Below are 19,724 nucleotides of genomic sequence, written 5' to 3'. Positions count from 1 at the left end.
ACTGCAGGGGGGACCCTGTGGGAGAGTAGGACGCCGCCGAACAATTATTGTGATGAGGGCCCTGTACCGGCTAGGTACAGGGCCCTTTTCGCATTCCCCAAGACATTGCCCAGACACCCCTTCTCCGAAGGAGAACCGTCCGGTCGGGAACCCGGCCGGTTGCCTGGGTGGGACTACGGAATCTGAACCAGGCTCAGGAGCCCCTGCCCAGTGCTGGGTTCATCGTGGGGGAGGGTTTCTCCGGCGTAGATGGTTCTGCGCAGTGCCGGTTTCGGGGTATGATCTATTCCGTTGCCGCAGGGCAACAGGCCCCAATAGCTCAGTCGGTAGAGCGTCTCCATGGTAAGGAGAAGGTCTACGGTTCGATTCCGTATTGGGGCTCAAGCAGAAGGCCCCCGCCGTTGGCGGGGGCCTTCTTTGCGTTCGAGGACCTTCGAGGACTTTCGAGTGTCTGGGCCGTGTCCGGCTAGCGAGCGTGCAGCTCGGGGACACGCATGGCGAGGATGGCCATGTCATCGGAGGCGGGCTCTGCCGCGAATCGTTCGACCGCACGCAGTACGCGTGTCGCGACCGCTCCCGCAGTGAGTCCCGTACAGGCCGTGAGGACTTCCATGAGGCCCTCGTCGCCCAACATGCGCGTGCCTTCCCGGCGTTCGGTGACTCCGTCGGTGACGCACAGGAGGACATCGCCCGGATTGAGGGTCACCATCTGCTCGTACAGTTCGAGGTCCTCCATGACGCCCAGCAGCGGCTGGGGGTCCGCAGCCGGCTCCACCGTGCCGTCCTGGCTCAGTCGCAGAGGGAGGGGATGGCCGGCACACACGACCTTGAGGAGCGCGCTGCCGTCCTCCTGGGGCCACAACTCGCCGTAGAGGAGTGTGAGGAAACGGCTTCGGGCGCCCTCGTCGAGGATCGCGGCGTTCAGGCGCTCCAGGACCGCGGGGCCGCCGAAGCCCTCACGGGCCAGGAGACGCAGGGCGTGCCGGGCCAGGCCCGTGACCGCTGCGGCCTCAGGACCCGTACCGCACACATCGCCGATGGCGAATCCGTACGCACCGTCGCGGATGGGGAAGACGTCGTAGAAGTCGCCGCCGACCTCGTTGCCCTCGCCCGCGGCACGGTAGATGACCTCGACCTCCACTCCGGGGATGTCAGGCATCTCCGGAGGCAGCAGACTGCGCTGGAGCGACTGGCTGATGGCGACCCGCTCTGAGTACAGCCGGGCGTTGTCCAGGGCCAGGGCCGCGCGACGGGACAGGTCTTCGGCCAGTTCGAGGATCTCCTGGCGGAAGTGGTCGTCGGACGGCTTGCCGAGCGTCAGCATCCCGATCACACGGTTGCGGGCGACCAACGGCAGCACGACCGTCTCGCCGCCCACGGCTGCGGCGGTGGCGAGCGTGGTCCCGATGCCCGACGACACGGGCGGAGCCGTCCCCAGCCCCAGCTGGTGTCTGGAGGCCAGTAGGGCGGCCTGCTGGGCCGCCTTGCCGGGTGCGGTCCAGATGCGGGCTCCCGGAGTCGGTACGGGGTCCGGCGGGGCGATGGTGGACAAAAGCGCCTTGAGGCCGTCGATGCGTTCCTCGTCCTCGTGGAGGACGTAGCTGAGGTACGGGTCCGACGCCTGGTCGGCGATCGTATAGACGGCACACCAGGTGGCCAGGGTCGGGACCGTCATCTGCGCCATCAGGGCCAGTGTCTGGTCACGATCGAGTGTTCCAGCCAACAGGTCGGATGCCTCGACGAGGAACGAGAGCGAGCCGCGCCGCAACCGCTCCAGTTCGCCGAGCCGGGCGGACTCGACGGCCAGTGCGATGCGGTCCGCGGCGAACTGGAGGCGCAGTGCCTCCTCGTTGGAGTAGCGGCCCGCGGACTCCGCGGCCACCCCGAGGGAACCGGTGAGTCTGCCCTCTACCTTGAGGGGGACGGTGACGACGGAACGCATCCCGGTCGAGTTGAGCAAGGGCACCGCACCGGGCACGGCGACGAGGTCCTCGTGGACCGCGGGCATCCTGGCCGAGCCGTAGCGTCCCGTACCGGCCTCGACGGTCACCCGGGCGAAACGCTGACGGGCCGACGGGAGTCCGGTGGTGGCGCGCACCTCCAACTCGGTCTCGTCGTCGGTTGCCAGCAACAGGAAGGCCGCGTCTCCGTCGAGCATGTCGCGGGCGCGTTCCACGGTGCGTTGGAGCAGGCCGTCGAGGTCGTCGGGTGCCGGGGAGCCGATGAAGACCTCGAACGGGTCCGTCGCGTTGTTCTCGGTGCCGGAGTCGCTGACGGGAGCGCGCTGCGGCGTCTGGAGGACGGCGCGCTCGTCGTCCCTGACGAGGAGGCAGACGGTGGACGGCTCGCCGTTGGTGTCCCGTACCCGCAGGTGCGAGGCGTAGACGGGGACCACTCGGCCCTCGGTGTCACGGATGCCGTAGCTGCCCTCCCAACGGGACAGCAGCAGGGCTTCTGCCAGGCCGGTACCGATGCTCGGGGTGTGCGGCCAGGCGGCGATGTCACCGAGGGGTTTGCCGATGACCTGCTCAGCGGCGTATCCGAAGATGCGCTCGGCGTCCTCGTTCCATGCCGAGATCACCTTGGCCGCGTCGATCTGGAGGACCGCCACGCGCACCCGCTGGTCGGCGACGGGCAGGAGCGAGGTCGGCAGCACCGGACCGGCGGAGCGGGTGCCCACCGGGCGTTGGGGCAGGTCGAGCTGGAACCACACCTGCTTGTGGGTGGGCGTGTACTCGACGCCCCAGCGGGAGGCGAGCGCGGAGCACAGCAGTAGCCCACGGCCGTTCTCGCTGTCGAGGTTGCCGAGGGCGCGCGTCGCGCTCTGGATGGGAACCTCGCGTTCGGGGTAGCGGTCGGCGACTTCGACCCGCACGCTGTCCTCCGTGCGTAGACACAGCACGTCGGCTGCGGTTCCCGCGTGGATGATGGCGTTGGTGACCAGTTCACTGGTGAGGACCACGGCGTCGTCGACGACTTCCGAGTGCCCCCAACCCTGGAGCGTGTCACGTACGAAAGCGCGGGCGGTCGCGACGGACCGCCCGACAGGATCGAAGCTGGCAGCCGCCCGCGCGGTGATCACAGAACTCCTCATACGCGTCTCGACGCCCGGCTTAGCCATGATCGGCTTGCCCCTCCCGGTGCCCGGTGGTAGTTCGCACGCCCACATCGACCCGGCCGGGCAGACCGGGGCGGTTGGACAGCCGGATGCCAGGTTACTTACCTTCGCTGTCCGAGCGGATGCCGGTCGCTGCTGTTTCCGCCCTGCAAGGGCGGAGACGTTATGCGAAGCTGCCGAACTGTTATGGCCTTGTTCGGCGTGGGTGAAACACTGGGCAGGATTCCGGATATAGCCCGGGTAGTACGGCCAACCCCTGCGGGAGGGACACGGTGGAGTCTGGCACGGCATCGCGTGGTGCGAGCACGCGTGCGAAAGGCGGACGATCCCGGAGTAATGGGACGACCGAGGTAGATACGGCTGCCCTGAACCGGCTGCTGGCCGCCCTGGTGTCCATGCGGGACGGCAATCTCCGTAGGCGTCTGACGGTGTCCGGCGACGATGTGATGGCCGAGATCGCGGCCGTCTACAACGAGGTCGCCGACCGGAATCTCCACCTCACCGGTGAGCTCGCGCGGGTGCGCAGGGTCGTCGGACGTGAGGGAAAGCTGACGGAGCGGCTGGAGACGGGGGCGTGCGAGGGCTCCTGGGCCGCCGCGATCGACGCCTCCAACGCCCTGGTCGACGATCTCGCGCGGCCGGTGTCCGAGGTGGGGCGGGTTCTGTCCGCGGTGGCCGAGGGTGACCTCGATCAGCGGATGGAGGTGCGGTCGCAGGGGGCGGACGGCGTCGAGCGACCGCTGCGCGGGGAGTTCCTCAAGGTCTCCCGTACGGTCAACAGCCTGGTGGACCAGTTGTCGGCGTTCACCGACGAGGTCACCCGGGTGGCCCTTGAGGTGGGAACCGAGGGGAAACTGGGCGGTCAGGCCCAGGTGCGGGGGATGTCCGGTTCGTGGAAGGACCTCACGGACTCGGTCAACACGATGGCGCACCGGCTCACCGCTCAGGTGCGGGACATCGCCCTGGTCACCACGGCGGTCGCCAAGGGCGATCTGTCACAGAAGGTCACCGTCCATGTGGACGGAGAGATGCTGGCGCTGAAGAACACCGTCAACACGATGGTCGACCAGCTCCAGTCCCTCGGCTCCGAGGTCACCCGGGTCGCGCGTGAAGTGGGCACCGAGGGCGAGCTCGGGGGACAGGCCGAGGTGCCCGGTGTCGCGGGTGTCTGGAAGGACCTCACCGACTCCGTCAACACGATGGCGGGCAACCTGACCTCCCAGGTCCGCGGTATCGCCGAGGTCACCACCGCGGTCGCCAACGGTGATCTGTCACAGAAGGTCACCGTCAGTGCGCGGGGAGAGGTGGCCCAGCTCGCCGAGACGATCAACCAGATGACGGAGACCCTGCGCACCTTCGCGGACGAGGTCACCCGAGTGGCCAGCGAGGTGGGCGCGGAAGGACTGCTCGGTGGTCAGGCGCAGGTGCCGGGCGCCGCGGGGACCTGGAAGGACCTCACGGACTCGGTGAACACCGTGTTCCGCAATCTGACGACGCAGGTGCGGGACATTGCCCAGGTGACCACCGCGGTGGCGAACGGTGATCTGTCGCAGAAGGTCACCGTGGATGTGGCCGGTGAGATGTTGGAGTTGAAGAACACCGTCAACACGATGGTGGACCAGCTCCAGTCCTTCGGTTCGGAGGTCACGCGGGTCGCCCGTGAGGTCGGTGTGGAAGGGCGGCTCGGCGGTCAGGCCGAGGTGCCGGGAGCGGCGAACACCTGGAAGGACCTCACCGACTCGGTGAACACGGCCTTCAGGAACCTCACCGGCCAGGTGCGGGACATCGCCCAGGTGACGACCGCCGTCGCCAACGGTGATCTGTCGCAGAAGGTCACGGTCGATGTGGCCGGTGAGATGTTGGAGTTGAAGAACACCGTCAACACGATGGTGGCGCAGCTCTCCTCCTTCGCCGACCAGGTCACACGGGTGGCACGGGATGTGGGCACCGAGGGTCAGCTCGGCGGGCAGGCCCGGGTGGACGGGGTGAGCGGCACGTGGAAGGAGCTGACGGACTCCGTCAACTTCATGGCCGGGAACCTGACCTCGCAGGTGCGTCAGATCGCGCAGGTCACCACGGCGGTGGCCCGGGGTGATCTCTCGCAGAAGATCGATGTCGACGCCCGGGGCGAGATCCTGGAGCTCAAGAACACGATCAACACGATGGTGGACCAGTTGTCCGCCTTCGCCGAGCAGGTGACCCGGGTCGCCCGCGAGGTGGGTACGGACGGTCGGCTCGGTGGCCAGGCACAGGTGCCCGGTGTGGCGGGCGTGTGGCGTGATCTGACGGACTCGGTGAACGGCATGGCGGGCAACCTGACCTCTCAGGTCCGCAACATCGCCCAGGTCGCGACCGCTGTGGCGCGGGGTGATCTCTCGCAGAAGATCGATGTCGACGCCCGGGGCGAGATCCTGGAGCTCAAGAACACGCTGAACACCATGGTGGACCAGCTCTCGAACTTCGCCGAGCAGGTCACCCGGGTGGCCCGCGAGGTCGGCACCGAGGGCATCCTCGGGGGTCAGGCCGAGGTACAGGGCGTCTCCGGCACCTGGAAGGACCTCACCCAGTCCGTCAACTTCATGGCGAACAACCTCACCTCCCAGGTGCGCAACATCGCCGAGGTGACCACGGCGGTCGCCAAGGGCGACCTGTCCAAGAAGATCACCGTGGACGCCAAGGGCGAGATCCTCGAACTGGTCACGACGGTCAACACCATGGTCGATCAGCTGCTGGACCTCGCCGACGAGGTGACCAGGGTCGCGCGTGAGGTCGGTACGGAAGGTGTCCTGGGCGGTCAGGCCCGGGTGCGCGGTGTGACCGGCATCTGGAAGGACCTCAGCGACAACGTCAATCTGATGGCCAGCAACCTGACCAACCAGGTGCGGAACATCGCACGGGTCTCGGCGGCCGTCGCCAACGGCGATCTGACGAAGAAGGTGACGGTCGAGGCCCGGGGCGAGGTCGCGGAGCTGGCCGACACGGTCAACACCATGGTGACGACGCTGTCGTCGTTCGCGGACGAGGTGACCCGCGTGGCCCGCGAGGTGGGCACCGATGGTCGCCTCGGTGGTCAGGCCCATGTGCCCGGGGTGTCGGGTACCTGGAAGGACCTGACCGAGTCCGTGAACTCGATGGCGTCCAATCTGACGGGCCAGGTGCGTCAGATCGCCACGGTCACAACCGCCATCGCCAAGGGCGATCTGACCCGCAAGATCGACATCGATGCGCGGGGCGAGATCCTGGAGTTGAAGACCACCATCAACACGATGGTCGATCAGTTGTCGTCGTTCGCCGGTGAGGTGACCCGTGTCGCCCGTGAGGTCGGCACCGACGGTCAGTTGGGCGGCCAGGCCCGCGTCCGGGACGTGGACGGCACCTGGCGGGACCTGACCGAGTCGGTGAACGAGATGGCCGGGAACCTGACCCGGCAGGTGCGCGCGATCGCCGCCGTGGCCACCGCGGTCACCCGTGGCGACCTCAATCTGAAGATCGACGGTGTGGATGCCGCGGGCGAGATCCAGGTGCTCCAGGACAACATCAACACCATGATCGTGAACCTGCGCGACACCACCCTCGCCAATGAGGAGCAGGACTGGTTGAAGGGCAACCTGGCCCGCATCTCCGGTCTGATGCAGGGTCGGCGCGACCTCGACGACGTCGCCTCGCTGATCATGAGCGAACTGACTCCGGTGGTCTCCGCGCAGCACGGGGCGTTCTTCCTCGCGATGACGACCGGCGGCAATGGGACGGACGTGCCCGGGAGCGGTTCGGGCGGCTCCGAGACGTCGTACGAACTGTGCATGCGCGGGAGCTACGGCTACTCGGCGGGGCTCATGCCCACGTCCTTCAGGCCGGGCGAGACGCTGATCGGTACGGCCGCGGAGGAGAAGCGGACCATCCAGGTCAATGTGCCGCCGGGGTATCTGAAGATCTCCTCCGGACTGGGGGAGGCATCGCCCGCGCATGTGATCGTGCTGCCGGTGCTCTTCGAGGGGAAGGTGCTCGGAGTGATCGAGTTGGCGTCGTTCCAGCCGTTCACCCACATCCAGCGCGACTTCCTCAACCAGATCGCCGAGATGATCGCCACGAGCGTCAACACCATCAGCGTCAACACCAAGACCGAGGTGCTGCTGAAGCAGTCCCAGGAGCTCACCGAGCAGCTGCGGGAGCGCTCGGCCGAGTTGGAGAACCGACAGAAAGCGCTCCAGGAGTCGAACGCCGAACTGGAGGAGAAGGCGGAACTGCTGGCGCAGCAGAACCGGGACATCGAGGTCAAGAACACCGAGATTGAAGAGGCCCGGCAGGTGCTGGAGGAGCGGGCCGAGCAGCTCGCGGTGTCGATGCGGTACAAGAGCGAGTTCCTGGCGAACATGTCGCACGAACTGCGCACCCCGCTCAACTCGCTGCTGATCCTGGCCAAGTTGCTCGCGGACAACGCCGAGGGCAATCTCTCGCCCAAGCAGGTGGAGTTCGCGGAGACCATCCACGGCGCCGGATCGGATCTGCTTCAGCTGATCAACGACATCCTCGACCTGTCGAAGGTCGAGGCGGGGAAGATGGACGTCAGCCCCACCCGTATCGCGCTGGTCCAGCTGGTGGACTACGTGGAGGCCACCTTCCGTCCGCTGACCGCGGAGAAGGGGCTCGACTTCTCCGTACGGGTGTCGCCGGAGCTGCCGGCCACCTTGCACACCGATGAGCAGCGGCTGTTGCAGGTGTTGCGCAATCTGCTGTCGAACGCGGTGAAGTTCACCGATTCCGGTGCCGTCGAGTTGGTGATCCGGCCGGCCGCCGCGGATGTGCCCCAGTCGATCCGTGAGCAGTTGTTGGAGGCGGGGTCGCTACGCGAGGCGGACGCGGATCTGATCGCCTTCTCGGTCACGGACACCGGGATCGGGATCGCCGCGGGCAAGATGCGGGTGATCTTCGAGGCGTTCAAGCAGGCGGACGGGACGACGAGCCGAAAGTACGGGGGCACCGGGTTGGGGCTGTCCATCAGTCGGGAGATCGCCCGGCTGCTGGGTGGCGAGATCCATGCCGCGAGCGAGCCGGGCCGGGGTTCGACGTTCACGCTCTATCTGCCGCTGCACCCGACCGAGTTGCCGCCGCAGGGCTATGGCCAGGACGAGTCGGGTGACGGGTCGGTCGGCGATTCGTCCCACGTCGTGACGCAGATCCAGGACGGGCGGATGGGACAGGGCGACGGGCACAACGCCGGGCCTGCCGCGCTCTTCCGTCGTCGTCGCAAGGCGCTGAACGGTTCGGACGCCCGGGCGGCACTGCCGGCTCGCGCGTCGGAGACCACGACAGCGGGGCCGGACCACATGGAGGACGCCCAGTTCGGCATGGAGTCGCAGGGACTGCCGGAGACGCGGCCGACCTTCCACTTCGACAACGAGAAGGTGCTGATCGTCGACGACGACATCCGGAACGTCTTCGCGCTCACCAGCGTGCTGGAGCAGCACGGTCTGTCAGTGCTCTACGCGGAGAACGGTCGCGAAGGCATCGAAGTCCTGGAGCAGCACGATGATGTGACGGTCGTTCTGATGGACATCATGATGCCGGAGATGGACGGGTACGCGACGACCACGGCGATCCGTCGGATGCCCCAGTTCGCCGGCCTGCCGATCATCGCGCTCACCGCCAAGGCGATGAAGGGCGATCGTGAGAAGGCGATTGAATCGGGTGCGTCGGATTATGTGACGAAGCCGGTCGACCCTGACCACTTGCTCTCGGTGATGGAGCAGTGGATGCACGGGGAGTGAATCAAGCAGGCGGAGAACTTGGGTAATTGCTGATCGATCCTGACCGACTCTGGCCGAAGGTGTGTGAGACGGTGGTGTTCGGGGAACCTTCTGGTCTCCCGGTGCGTTTCCGGTCTGTGCACAGTGACATCCCGGTGACAGGGTGTGGCGACGGGCAGGGTGCGGCTACCATGACCGGCACAAGGACGGGCGGCGCAAGGGAGTCGTCCCCTGGGGTGGCGCCCGGTGCGTCTTGCGGTTCACGGAGCCGATGAGACCCCAAGCCGGGGCGAGGAGGACGGGGCATGGTGCAGAAGGCCAAGATCCTCCTGGTCGATGACCGGCCGGAGAATCTGCTGGCGCTGGAGGCCATTCTCTCCGCGCTCGATCAGACGCTGGTGCGGGCATCGTCAGGGGAGGAAGCGCTCAAAGCGCTACTGACGGACGACTTCGCGGTCATCCTGCTGGATGTTCAGATGCCCAGCATGGACGGCTTCGAGACCGCCGCGCACATCAAGCGGCGGGAGCGGACCAGAGACATTCCGATCATCTTTCTCACGGCGATCAACCACGGCCCGCACCACACCTTCCGGGGATATGCGGCGGGCGCGGTCGACTACATCTCCAAGCCGTTCGACCCCTGGGTGCTTCGGGCCAAGGTCTCGGTCTTCGTCGAGCTGTACATGAAGAACTGCAAACTGCGGGAGCAGGCAGCGCTGCTGCGGCTACAGCTCGAAGGTGGTGCGCAGAGCGGCGCTGGCGTCAGCAAGGAGTCCGTGGGGCTGCTTGCGGAGCTGTCCGCACGGCTCGCGGCGGTGGAGGAGCAAGCGGAAGCGCTCTCCAAACAGTTGGACGACGAATCCGCGGACGCCGGCGCGGTGGCCACCGCCGCCCATCTCGAACGCAAACTGACCGGACTGCGCCGAGCTCTGGACGCTCTGGAGCCGGGCACGGGCGGTCCGTCGCCCCTCCCCTCGCAGAACTGATTCACCTCCCGAACCTCCCGCTGAGCCGCAGGACGGACACTGCCCCGAACGACGGCACAGCTGTGTGATGAGCGCATGCGGTCCGGGCGACACGAACGGGTGAAGCGGTACGCACACGTGTCCACCGCCCCTCACACCGGTAACCTCACCCCCATGGCCTCACGTACGTCCGGCAAGGGTTCCCCCGGCACTACAGGCACCGGCGGGAAGCCGCGCGCCGGCCGTGCGAGCGGTGCCGCCGGCCCCGTGAAGAAGGCGGCCCCGGCCAAGAAGGCGCCGGTGAAGAAGGCCGCTCCGGGCAAGAGGCCCCCGGCCAAGAGGGTGCCCGCCAAGAAGACGGCGGCCAAGAGGCCGGCGCCCAAGCCTGCACCGTCTCCCACCGGGGGCGTACTGCGCCTCCTGCGTGCCCTCGTGCTCGGGCTCGGGCGTGCGGTGGGTGCGGTCTTCCGCGGAATAGGACGCGGCGCGAAGGGCCTCGATCCCGCGCACCGCAAGGACGGTCTCGCCCTGCTGCTGCTCGGCCTCGCGCTGATCGTCGCCGCGGGCACCTGGTCGCATCTGCGCGGCCCGGTGGGCGATCTGGTCGAGATGTTGGTGACCGGTGCCTTCGGCAGGCTCGATCTGTTGGTGCCGATACTGCTCGGTGCCGTGGGAATCCGGCTGATCCTCTATCCGGAGCGGCCCGAGGCGAACGGTCGCATCGTGATCGGTCTGTCCGCCCTGGCGGTCGGGATCCTGGGGCAGGTGCACATCGCCTGCGGCTCCCCGGACCGGGGCGAGGGCACCGAGGCCATGCAGGACGCGGGCGGACTGATCGGTTGGGGAGCGTCGAAGCCGCTCATCTTCATGATGGGCGAAGTGCTGGCCGTACCCCTGTTGCTCCTGCTGACCGTCTTCGGCCTGCTCGTGGTCACCGCGACGCCGGTGAACGCCATTCCGCAGCGGCTTCGTCTCCTCGGCACCAGATTGGGACTCGTCCAGCCCGATCCGGGCCTGGTGGACGACGACGAGCTGAGCGACGACGAGCGGCGGTACGAGGAACAGTGGCGCGAGTCGGTACCTGGTCGCACCCGGCGCGCCGGAGCACGCCGTGGGTCCTCCGATGAGTACGCACCCGAGTACGCACCCGAGTCCGCCGAGGAGGACGCGCTCTCGCAGCGCCGGCGGCCCCGCAGGCAGTCGGCACCGCCCACCGGGGACCGGCCGATGGACGCCGTCGATGTCGCCGCTGCGGCTGCCGCCGCGCTCGACGGCGCCGTCTACAACGGCCTGCCGCCGTCACCGCTGGTCGCCGGCCTCACCCGGGACGTGACCGCGGACCGTCGCCAGGCCGCCTCACCCGTACCGCCCGCCCGTGGCGCCGAGCGGGCCGAGGAACCCGCCTCCGCGACCGGTTCGGGCGTACCGGACCTGACCAAGCCGGCGCCTGAGCGCTCGCAGGCCCTGCCGGCGCGTGCCGAGCAGCTTCAGCTCGCGGGGGACATCACCTATTCGCTGCCCTCCCTCGACCTGCTGGAGCGGGGCGGGCCCGGGAAGACGCGCAGCGCGGCCAACGACGCCGTCGTGGCCTCGCTCACCAACGTCTTCATGGAGTTCAAGGTCGATGCCGCCGTCACGGGGTTCACCCGCGGTCCGACGGTGACCCGGTACGAGGTCGAGCTGGGCCCGGCCGTCAAGGTCGAGCGGATCACCGCGCTGACGAAGAACATCGCGTACGCCGTTGCCAGCCCCGACGTACGGATCATCTCGCCGATCCCCGGCAAGTCCGCCGTCGGCATCGAGATCCCCAACACCGACCGGGAGATGGTCAACCTCGGGGACGTGCTGCGGCTCGCGGACGCCGCGGAGGACGACCACCCGATGCTGGTGGCGCTCGGCAAGGACGTCGAGGGCGGCTATGTGATGGCCAACCTCGCCAAGATGCCGCACATCCTCGTCGCGGGGGCCACCGGCTCAGGCAAGTCGTCCTGCATCAACTGCCTCATCACGTCCGTGATGATAAGGGCGACCCCGGAGGATGTACGCATGGTGCTCGTCGACCCCAAGCGGGTCGAACTCACCGCGTACGAGGGCATTCCCCATCTGATCACTCCGATCATCACCAACCCCAAGCGGGCCGCGGAAGCGCTCCAGTGGGTGGTCCGCGAGATGGACCTGCGCTATGACGATCTCGCAGCCTTCGGTTATCGACACATCGACGATTTCAATCAGGCGATTCGCAAGGGAAAGGTGAAGCTGCCCGAGGGCAGCGAACGCGAGCTCCAGCCCTATCCGTATCTGCTGGTGATCGTCGACGAGCTCGCCGACCTGATGATGGTGGCCCCCCGTGACGTGGAGGACGCCATCGTCCGCATCACCCAGTTGGCGCGCGCTGCGGGCATCCATCTGGTACTGGCGACCCAGCGGCCGTCCGTCGACGTCGTCACCGGGCTGATCAAGGCGAACGTGCCCTCCCGGTTGGCCTTCGCCACCTCGTCGCTGGCCGACAGCCGGGTCATCCTGGACCAGCCGGGCGCGGAGAAGCTGATCGGCAAGGGCGACGGGCTGTTCCTGCCGATGGGAGCGAACAAGCCCACCCGTATGCAGGGCGCTTTCGTCACCGAGGACGAGGTCGCCGTTGTCGTCCAGCACTGCAAGGATCAGATGGCCCCCGTCTTCCGCGACGACGTCGTGGTGGGCTCCAAGCAGAAGAAGGAGATCGACGAGGACATCGGCGACGATCTCGACCTGCTCTGCCAGGCGGTCGAACTAGTGGTGTCGACCCAGTTCGGATCCACCTCGATGCTCCAGCGCAAGCTGCGGGTCGGCTTCGCCAAGGCCGGACGCCTGATGGACCTGATGGAGTCCCGCAACATCGTGGGCCCCAGCGAGGGTTCCAAGGCCCGGGACGTCCTGGTGAAGTCCGATGAAATCGATGGCGTGCTGGCCGTCATCCGGGGGGAGTCTCAGAGTTGAGGGATTTTGATGGGCAACCGTTTCCCCCGGTCGAACGTCAAGTTGAGGGAGAGGCGGTGTAACCGTCACGACAGCCCTCACCGTCGCGGACGTCACCAGCCATTCCGATGGCGTACAAAGTCCGTCCGCCCGGTTGCCCCACCCTTTCGTACCACCCATACACTGAACCTCCAGCAGGTGGTTACACGCTCGAAAGGCACCTCCGTGTCCATCGGCAACTCCCCCGAAGACGACCGGCCTTCCCCAGAGGAAGAGCGGCCTTCGATCGGCCGTGTCCTCCAGCAGGCCCGCATCACGTCAGGTCTGACCGTAGACGAGGTCAGTGCCACCACCCGGGTGCGCATCCCGATCGTGCATGCGATCGAGCAGGACGACTTCGCCCGCAGCGGCGGCGATGTCTACGCCCGCGGTCACATCCGCATGATCGCGCAGGCGGTCGGGCTCGACCCCGACCCGCTCGTCGCACAGTACGACTCCGAGCACGGCGGCAGGCCCGCCCCGACTCCTGCCGCGCCCCTGTTCGAGGCGGAGCGCATCCGGCCCGAACCGCGCCGTCCCAACTGGACCGCCGCCATGGTGGCGGCGATCGTCGCCGTGGTGGGCTTCGTCGGGTTCACCTTCTTCAACGGCGAGGACGACGGAGGCAAGAAGCAGCAGGTCGCCGAGGGGCCGGCAGCGGAGGAGAAGCCGCAGCCCACCAAGGCCACGAACACCAAGCCCGCCGACCCCAAGCCCGACCCGTCGGACGGCGCCATCGCCGCCGTACCGAAGGACAAGGTGACCGTCACCCTGTCCGTACTCGAAGACAAGAGCTGGATCTCCGTCAAGTCCCACAACGGCAAGCTGCTGTTCGACGGCACGCTGAACAAGGGCGATTCCCGGACCTTCCAGGACGATGATCGAATCGATCTCATCCTGGGCAATGCCGGCGCGATCGAGCTGTTCGTGAACGGCAAGAAGGTCGAGGACGAGTTCAAGCCGGGACAGGTCGAGCGACTCTCCTACACCAAGGGCGACCCCGAGGCCGGCTGAGTAAGCGCACCTCAGACGCGGCGCGGACAGCCGGTGCCCCAGGGGCCAGAAGCGCCGGAGCGGCCATCGGGACACCCGCCGACGGGCCTGGCGGCAGGGGCGTGGGTCAGGACAAAGTAGTCTTGAGCCCATGCCCGAACGCCGTACCGTCGCCCTTGTCACTCTTGGCTGCGCCCGTAACGAGGTGGACTCGGAGGAGCTCGCAGGCCGCTTGGCAGCGGATGGCTGGGAGCTCGTCCAGGAAGCCTCCGACGCGGACGTCGCCGTCGTCAACACCTGCGGGTTCGTCGAGGCCGCGAAGAAGGACTCCGTCGACGCGCTCCTCGAAGCGAACGACCTGAAGGACCACGGCAGAACCCAGGCCGTGGTCGCCGTCGGTTGCATGGCCGAGCGGTACGGCAAGGAACTCGCCGAAGCGCTGCCCGAAGCCGACGGCGTGCTCGGGTTCGACGACTACGCCGACATCTCCGACCGGCTCCAGACCATTCTCAACGGTGGAATCCACGCCTCCCACACTCCGCGCGACCGACGCAAACTCCTGCCGCTCAGCCCTGCCGAGCGGCAGCAGGCGTCCACGGCCGCGGAAGTGGCGCTCCCCGGCCACGGGGCACCCACCGACCTCCCCGAGGGCGTGGCACCGGTCTCCGGCCCACGTGCGCCACTGCGCCGCAGGCTGGGCACCAGCCCGGTCGCGTCCGTGAAGCTGGCCTCCGGCTGCGACCGTCGCTGCTCCTTCTGCGCCATCCCCTCGTTCCGGGGCTCCTTCATCTCCCGGCGCCCCAGCGATGTCCTCGGTGAGACCCGCTGGCTGGCGGAGCAGGGGGTGAAGGAGGTCATGCTGGTCTCCGAGAACAACACCTCGTACGGCAAGGACCTGGGCGACATCCGGTTGCTGGAGACGCTGCTGCCCGAGCTGGCGGCCGTGGACGGCATCGAGCGGGTGCGGGTCAGCTACCTCCAGCCCGCCGAGATGCGGCCCGGGCTGATCGACGTGCTCACCTCGACGCCGAAGATCGCCCCTTATTTCGACCTCTCCTTCCAGCACTCCGCTCCCAGCGTGCTCCGCTCGATGCGGCGGTTCGGTGACACCGAGCGCTTCTGGGAGCTGCTGGAGACGATCCGGGGCAAGGCGCCGCAGGCCGGTGTCCGGTCCAACTTCATCGTGGGCTTCCCCGGGGAGAGCGAGTCGGACTTCGCCGAGTTGGAGCGCTTCTTGACGGACGCGCGGCTGGATGCCATCGGCGTCTTCGGCTACTCGGACGAGGACGGCACCGAGGCGGCCTCCTACGAGAACAAACTCGACGACGACGTGATCGCCGAACGGCTGGCACATCTGTCCCGGCTCGCCGAGGAGCTGACCGCGCAGCGTGCGGAGGAGCGTCTCGGGGAGAGCCTGGAGGTGCTGGTCGAATCCATCGGCGGTGCGGACGGCGACGAGCGAGCGGTGGGCCGCGCGGCGCACCAGGCACCCGAGACCGACGGGCAGGTCGTCTTCACCGCGAGTGAGGGCTTGGTGCCCGGCCGTATGGTCAGGGCGAAGGTCGTCGCAACGGAAGGCGTCGATCTGGTGGCCGAATACTGCGGTCTGCCCGGCGAGGACTTCGACGGCGACCTCGTCCCAGTCGGGGCGGTTGCTCGGTCGGCGGAGGGCGGGGACCGCCCGATTCCCGTCGAGGGGGCGGACAGATGACCGGAGTGCCGGCTTCCACGGGGGGCGGCACCGGTAAGCCCGTACCCGGCGGCAAGCTGGGTGCCGCGGCGGTCAATCAGGCCAGTCTGTGGAACATCGCCAACATCCTCACCATGGTGCGGTTGGTCCTGGTGCCGGGCTTTGTCTTTCTGATGCTCCAGGACGGGGGATACGACCCGGTCTGGCGTGCCTGGGCGTGGGCCGCGTTCGCGGTGGCCATGATCACCGACATCTTCGACGGACATCTCGCCCGGACCTACAACCTCGTCACCGACTTCGGGAAGATCGCCGACCCGATCGCCGACAAGGCGATCATGGCCTCCGGGCTTATCTGTCTTTCGGCGCTCGGCGACCTGCCGTGGTGGGTGACCGGGGTTGTTCTCTTCCGTGAGCTGGGCATCACCTTGATGCGGTTCTGGGTGATCCGTCATGGCGTCATTCCGGCCAGCCGCGGCGGCAAACTGAAGACGCTCGCCCAAGGCACTGCGGTCGGCATGTACGTCCTCGCGCTGACGGGCCCGTTGGCCACGCTGCGCTTCTGGGTGATGGCGGTCGCCGTGCTGCTGACGGTGATCACCGGACTTGATTACGTGCGACAGGCGATCGTGATGCGCCGCAGAGGGCTGGCGAAGGCCCGCGGTGCGGTCGGCGGAGGACGATGAAGGCGGCTGCCGAGATCTTGGCCGTGCTTGCTGAGCGTGGTCAGACGGTCGCCGTGGCGGAGTCCCTCACGGGCGGATTGGTCGCGGCGGAACTGACGGCCGTTCCTGGGGCGTCGGCGGCCTTTCGCGGCTCGGTGACCGCCTATGCGACCGCCCTGAAGCACACCGTGCTCGATGTCGACGCGGCCCTCCTGGCGGAGCGCGGTGCGGTGGATCCGCAGGTCGCACGGCAGATGGCCAGCGGAGTGCGCACTCTGCTGGGGGCCTCGTGGGGCATCGCCACCACCGGGGTGGCCGGACCCGAACCGCAGGACGGCAAGCCGGTGGGGACGGTCTACGTGGCCGTCGCAGGCCCGACCGGAACAGGGAATGTGGCCACACTGAGGTTGAACGGGAGCCGGGCGGAAATCCGTAGAGAGAGTGTACGGAGCGTGCTCGGACTCCTCGCCGATGAACTCCGCGGGAATGCGCGGGCACAGGATACGGAACAGAACGGGGGGAATTGATGTTTGCAGCCCTGAGTGAACACGACATCGCTCCCCGCACGGCCGCAGCGCAAGGCGGTACGGTGGGGCGTGAAGGATGCGGCTACGCGGTCCGAGGAGGGAGCCACCGATGATTCTGCTCCGTCGCCTGCTGGGTGACGTGCTGCGTCGGCAGCGCCAGCGCCAGGGCCGTACTCTGCGCGAAGTCTCCTCGTCCGCCCGAGTCTCACTCGGCTATCTCTCCGAGGTGGAGCGGGGGCAGAAGGAGGCTTCCTCCGAGCTGCTCTCCGCGATTTGCGACGCGCTTGATGTACGGATGTCCGAGCTCATGCGCGAAGTGAGCGACGAACTGTCGCTCGCCGAATTGGCTCAGTCGGCAGCAGCCACTGAGCCGGTGCCTGCACCAGTGCGCTCGATGTTGAACTCGGTCTCCGTGACGTCGGTGGCAGGTGTGCCGACCGAGCGGGTGACCATCAAGGCTCCGGCGGAAGCTGTCGATGTCGTCGCTGCCTGATCGGTAGCGAGATCGGTGGGACCAGGTCGGATCAGGTCCGGCCGGGTCCGTTCGCTCTCGGCTACGGGTCCGTGCGAGGGACGGTGGCAGAAGCCGACGACTGGCTGATGCACGGTCCACTGGTGTGATGCGGGACAAGCCCCGGTCGCCGCCCCAAGGGTGGTGGTCCGGGGCTTTTGGTTGTCGATTCGTGGGGTAGGCGCGCGAATGACCGTGTCTGGGTGCATGTGGTCTCCCAGGAGACCCCCTCCGAATGTCTGGTTCGGGGGCCTATGTCATGGTGGGAATGACCGACAACCGAGTGGAGGACATGCATGTCTGTCGTGAAGAGCCCCCTGTCCGAGACTGACCTCAAGGCGGTCGGCGACGCCCTTCGGGGTGCGCTCGTGGATCTGGTGGACCTCGGCCTGGTGGCCAAGCAGGTGCACTGGAACGTGGTGGGCCCGCGGTTCCGCTCCGTCCACCTCCAACTCGACGAGGTCGTGGACACGGCCCGGCTGCACTCCGACACCGTGGCGGAACGCTGCTCGGCGATCGGTGTGACCCCGGACGGCCGTGCGGCCACCGTGGCATCTCAGAGCGCCATCGAAACCGTCCCCGAAGGTTGGATCAAGGACGGCGACGCCGTACGGGTCCTCGTCGATGCACTGGGCGCCGTCATCGTGCGCATGCGGGAACGCATCGATGTGACCGGTGACCCCGACCCGGTGAGCCAGGACATCCTGATCGGCCTCACCGCGGACCTGGAGAAGCATGCCTGGATGTTCCAGGCGGAGACCGCCTGAGCGCAGGGCCAGAGCGATGTGATCGGCCGGCGGAGCTGCCCTGCGGACCGCCGGCCCACGACTCGACCGGCGCGGGTTCACGGCTTGACCGGCGCGGGTCCTGCAGTGTGGGACCCGGAAGCCGGTGTTGGTCCGTGGGACGGGCAACGGTCCGACCGTGGGCCGCGCCTGACCCCCGTGGTCCGGTGTTCGTCGAGCGCCCGTCGGACCAGGGGCGGCCACCACCCACCCAGGCAGCCGGCCCGTTCAGGACGTTGACAGAGCCAACAGCCTGCCCCCCACAGCAGTTGATGGGCGGCGGACCCCCTGATTCAAGCGCCCACACGGGTTGTGGAGAAGGCGTCACGACAGAGCGACACCCCCTCCTCCAGAGGTGTGCGCCGGGCTTGCATCCGGTGCGCCCTCCCTGTGGGTGATCGTGCCGGTCTACGGTGGGCGTGAGGGAGGCAGCCATGGCACGACGTGGGGTGGCCCTCGGCCTCCTGGCCGCGCTGTTGGTCGCCGGAGTGTGGTGGTGGGCGGTGTTGCGGCTGGCGCTGATTCCCGAGCGCACCGGGTTCGTCGAAGGTGCTGTTGCTGCGGGTGGCTGGGGACTCAGCCTGCTGCCGGTTCACGTGACGGCAGCCCGTGCCGGGACCGGTTGGGTGGCTCGTGCCTCGGCCACCAGAGCTTCGGTGAGCAGGGCGAACGCGGCGCGAACAGCCGTCACCAGAGCGTCGCAGCGACGTCGTTCGGCTCGCTGAGGCCGCGAGGCAGCCCGTGGGTGATGCGGCGCGCGTCGTACTCCATACAGCCCCTCCATACAGCCCCTCCGTGGCGCATCTCCATGGCGTATCCCCATGGGCGCGCTTCGATCGCGCGATCCGCGCAGCACATCAGCGCACGGGCCCCTTCTGGCAGCCCGGACACCAGTAGGTCACCCGCTCGGCACCCGATCCCTGGCCCTGTGCGGCCCTGCGGACCGTCGCGCCGCATCGTAGGCACGGCATCCCCCTCCGGCCGTAGACGAACAGTCGGGTCGCCGTGCTACCGCCACCCGGTACTCGGGCAGTCGTCTGCCGGTCGAATGTGTTCCGGTTCGCGGTGAGGAGCCGATGGGCGGTGATCACGAGCCGTTCCGGCACCCCGGCCGGCAGGTCCGCCACGGGTGACCAGGGAGTGACACCGGCGAGGAACGCGAGTTCCGACTTGTAGACATTGCCGATGCCCGCGAGATTGCGTTGGTCGAGGAGCGCCTCACCGAGCGGGCGGGACGGCTCGGTGAGCAGATTGGTCACCGCGATGTCCGGATCCCAATCGGGCCCCAGAAGATCGGGCCCCAGCCGGCCGATCGCCTGCTCCTCGTCGGTGGTGCGGATCAGCTCCAGTACGGGAAGCCGATAGCCCACCGCGGTGTGCGAGGGATTCCCCAGGACGGCTCGGATCTCGTACGAGGGGCCGCCGTGCCAGCGCTCGCCCGCGCGGAAGATCCGCCAGGCCCCGTCCATCCTGAGATGGGAGTGGAGGGTCAGCCCGCCTTCGATCCGGGTGAGGAGGTGTTTGCCCCGCGCGAGGGCCTCCAGAACGGACCTACCGGTGAGATCCGCGGTGGCGAAGCGCGGGACCCGCAGGTCGAAGCGGGTAAGCACCTGCCCCGCGAGAGCCGAGTGCAGCAGCTTCGCGGTACGCCACACGGTGTCGCCTTCGGGCATGGAACCCATGATGCGCGATTCCCGAGACACACGGGCAGCGAGCTCCCCAAGCTGTTGGCAGC

The 19,724-nt window shown here is 67.9% G+C and carries 12 protein-coding genes and 1 tRNA gene; 11 read left to right on the top strand and 2 right to left on the bottom strand.

What is annotated here, in order from left to right; all coding sequences use genetic code 11:
* Nucleotides 1-308: 308 nt before the first annotated feature.
* Nucleotides 309-381 (top strand) — tRNA-Thr (locus tag ACFXJL_RS17620).
* Between the two features lie 85 nt (nt 382-466).
* Here ACFXJL_RS17620 and ACFXJL_RS17615 read toward each other — a convergent pair.
* The gene (locus tag ACFXJL_RS17615; RefSeq protein ID WP_358878886.1) at nt 467-3,121 is read right to left on the bottom strand and encodes a SpoIIE family protein phosphatase; all 2,655 of its coding nucleotides are present in this window, start codon (nt 3,119-3,121) and stop codon (nt 467-469) included.
* Between the two features lie 269 nt (nt 3,122-3,390).
* Here ACFXJL_RS17615 and ACFXJL_RS17610 point away from each other — a divergent pair, with 269 nt between their 5' ends.
* The 10 genes from ACFXJL_RS17610 to ACFXJL_RS17565 all read left to right on the top strand — a co-directional run bounded on the left by ACFXJL_RS17610 (nt 3,391) and on the right by ACFXJL_RS17565 (nt 18,714).
* On the top strand, nt 3,391-8,883 hold the full coding sequence (locus ACFXJL_RS17610; protein WP_384693261.1) for a HAMP domain-containing protein: 5,493 nt from the start codon (nt 3,391-3,393) through the stop codon (nt 8,881-8,883).
* Nucleotides 8,884-9,167: 284 nt separating this feature from the next.
* On the top strand, nt 9,168-9,848 hold the full coding sequence (locus tag ACFXJL_RS17605) for a response regulator (protein WP_358878888.1): 681 nt from the start codon (nt 9,168-9,170) through the stop codon (nt 9,846-9,848).
* Between the two features lie 153 nt (nt 9,849-10,001).
* On the top strand, nt 10,002-12,803 hold the full coding sequence (locus ACFXJL_RS17600; RefSeq protein WP_358878889.1) for a DNA translocase FtsK: 2,802 nt from the start codon (nt 10,002-10,004) through the stop codon (nt 12,801-12,803).
* Between the two features lie 204 nt (nt 12,804-13,007).
* On the top strand, nt 13,008-13,835 hold the full coding sequence (locus ACFXJL_RS17595) for a helix-turn-helix domain-containing protein (protein ID WP_329023904.1): 828 nt from the start codon (nt 13,008-13,010) through the stop codon (nt 13,833-13,835).
* 130 nt (nt 13,836-13,965) lie between these two features.
* Nucleotides 13,966-15,525 (top strand): 30S ribosomal protein S12 methylthiotransferase RimO, encoded by a 1,560-nt coding sequence (gene rimO / locus ACFXJL_RS17590; protein ID WP_384693257.1) that lies wholly within the window; start codon nt 13,966-13,968, stop codon nt 15,523-15,525.
* Nucleotides 15,522-16,187: a CDP-diacylglycerol--glycerol-3-phosphate 3-phosphatidyltransferase gene (pgsA, locus tag ACFXJL_RS17585; protein WP_358878891.1), complete on the top strand. Its 666-nt coding sequence runs from the start codon at nt 15,522-15,524 to the stop codon at nt 16,185-16,187. The genes rimO and pgsA overlap by 4 nt, the downstream gene beginning before the upstream one ends.
* Nucleotides 16,184-16,693, top strand: a complete 510-nt coding sequence (locus ACFXJL_RS17580) for a nicotinamide-nucleotide amidohydrolase family protein (RefSeq protein ID WP_358878892.1) — start codon at nt 16,184-16,186, stop codon at nt 16,691-16,693. Before pgsA ends, ACFXJL_RS17580 begins: the two co-directional genes overlap by 4 nt.
* Nucleotides 16,694-16,802: 109 nt before the next feature.
* Complete coding sequence (locus ACFXJL_RS17575) at nt 16,803-17,186, top strand: helix-turn-helix transcriptional regulator (protein ID WP_329023912.1); 384 nt, start codon at nt 16,803-16,805, stop codon at nt 17,184-17,186.
* Nucleotides 17,187-17,500: 314 nt separating this feature from the next.
* Entirely contained in the window at nt 17,501-17,971 is a 471-nt protein-coding gene (locus ACFXJL_RS17570) for a Dps family protein (protein WP_384693252.1), read from the top strand.
* A gap of 452 nt (nt 17,972-18,423) precedes the next feature.
* On the top strand, nt 18,424-18,714 hold the full coding sequence (locus ACFXJL_RS17565; RefSeq protein ID WP_329023916.1) for a hypothetical protein: 291 nt from the start codon (nt 18,424-18,426) through the stop codon (nt 18,712-18,714).
* Between the two features lie 132 nt (nt 18,715-18,846).
* On the opposite strand, the gene ACFXJL_RS17560 is transcribed toward ACFXJL_RS17565, so the two are convergent.
* Nucleotides 18,847-19,662 carry a DNA-formamidopyrimidine glycosylase family protein gene (locus ACFXJL_RS17560; protein WP_358878894.1) on the bottom strand — a complete coding sequence of 272 codons (816 nt, stop codon included), beginning with the start codon at nt 19,660-19,662 and terminating at the stop codon, nt 18,847-18,849.
* Nucleotides 19,663-19,724 lie beyond the last annotated feature (62 nt).

Origin of the sequence: Streptomyces sp. NPDC059256 (assembly GCF_042753785.1) — a bacterium.
Classification (GTDB): Bacteria; Actinomycetota; Actinomycetes; order Streptomycetales; family Streptomycetaceae; genus Streptomyces.
The sequence above is the reverse complement of the archived record's forward strand: the minus strand, read 5'-3'. Positions and strand labels throughout refer to the sequence as shown.

Bases quoted from the DNA above. Each gene is read 5' to 3' on its own strand.
- ACFXJL_RS17615 (WP_358878886.1), bottom strand. From the start codon at position 3,121: ATGGCTAAGCCGGGCGTCGAGACGCGTATGAGGAGTTCTGTGATCACC.
- ACFXJL_RS17605 (WP_358878888.1), top strand. From the start codon at position 9,168: ATGGTGCAGAAGGCCAAGATCCTCCTGGTCGATGACCGGCCGGAGAAT.
- ACFXJL_RS17600 (WP_358878889.1), top strand. From the start codon at position 10,002: ATGGCCTCACGTACGTCCGGCAAGGGTTCCCCCGGCACTACAGGCACC.
- rimO (WP_384693257.1), top strand. From the start codon at position 13,966: ATGCCCGAACGCCGTACCGTCGCCCTTGTCACTCTTGGCTGCGCCCGT.
- pgsA (WP_358878891.1), top strand. From the start codon at position 15,522: ATGACCGGAGTGCCGGCTTCCACGGGGGGCGGCACCGGTAAGCCCGTA.
- ACFXJL_RS17580 (WP_358878892.1), top strand. From the start codon at position 16,184: ATGAAGGCGGCTGCCGAGATCTTGGCCGTGCTTGCTGAGCGTGGTCAG.
- ACFXJL_RS17575 (WP_329023912.1), top strand. From the start codon at position 16,803: ATGATTCTGCTCCGTCGCCTGCTGGGTGACGTGCTGCGTCGGCAGCGC.
- ACFXJL_RS17570 (WP_384693252.1), top strand. From the start codon at position 17,501: ATGTCTGTCGTGAAGAGCCCCCTGTCCGAGACTGACCTCAAGGCGGTC.
- ACFXJL_RS17565 (WP_329023916.1), top strand. From the start codon at position 18,424: ATGGCACGACGTGGGGTGGCCCTCGGCCTCCTGGCCGCGCTGTTGGTC.
- ACFXJL_RS17560 (WP_358878894.1), bottom strand. From the start codon at position 19,662: ATGCCCGAAGGCGACACCGTGTGGCGTACCGCGAAGCTGCTGCACTCG.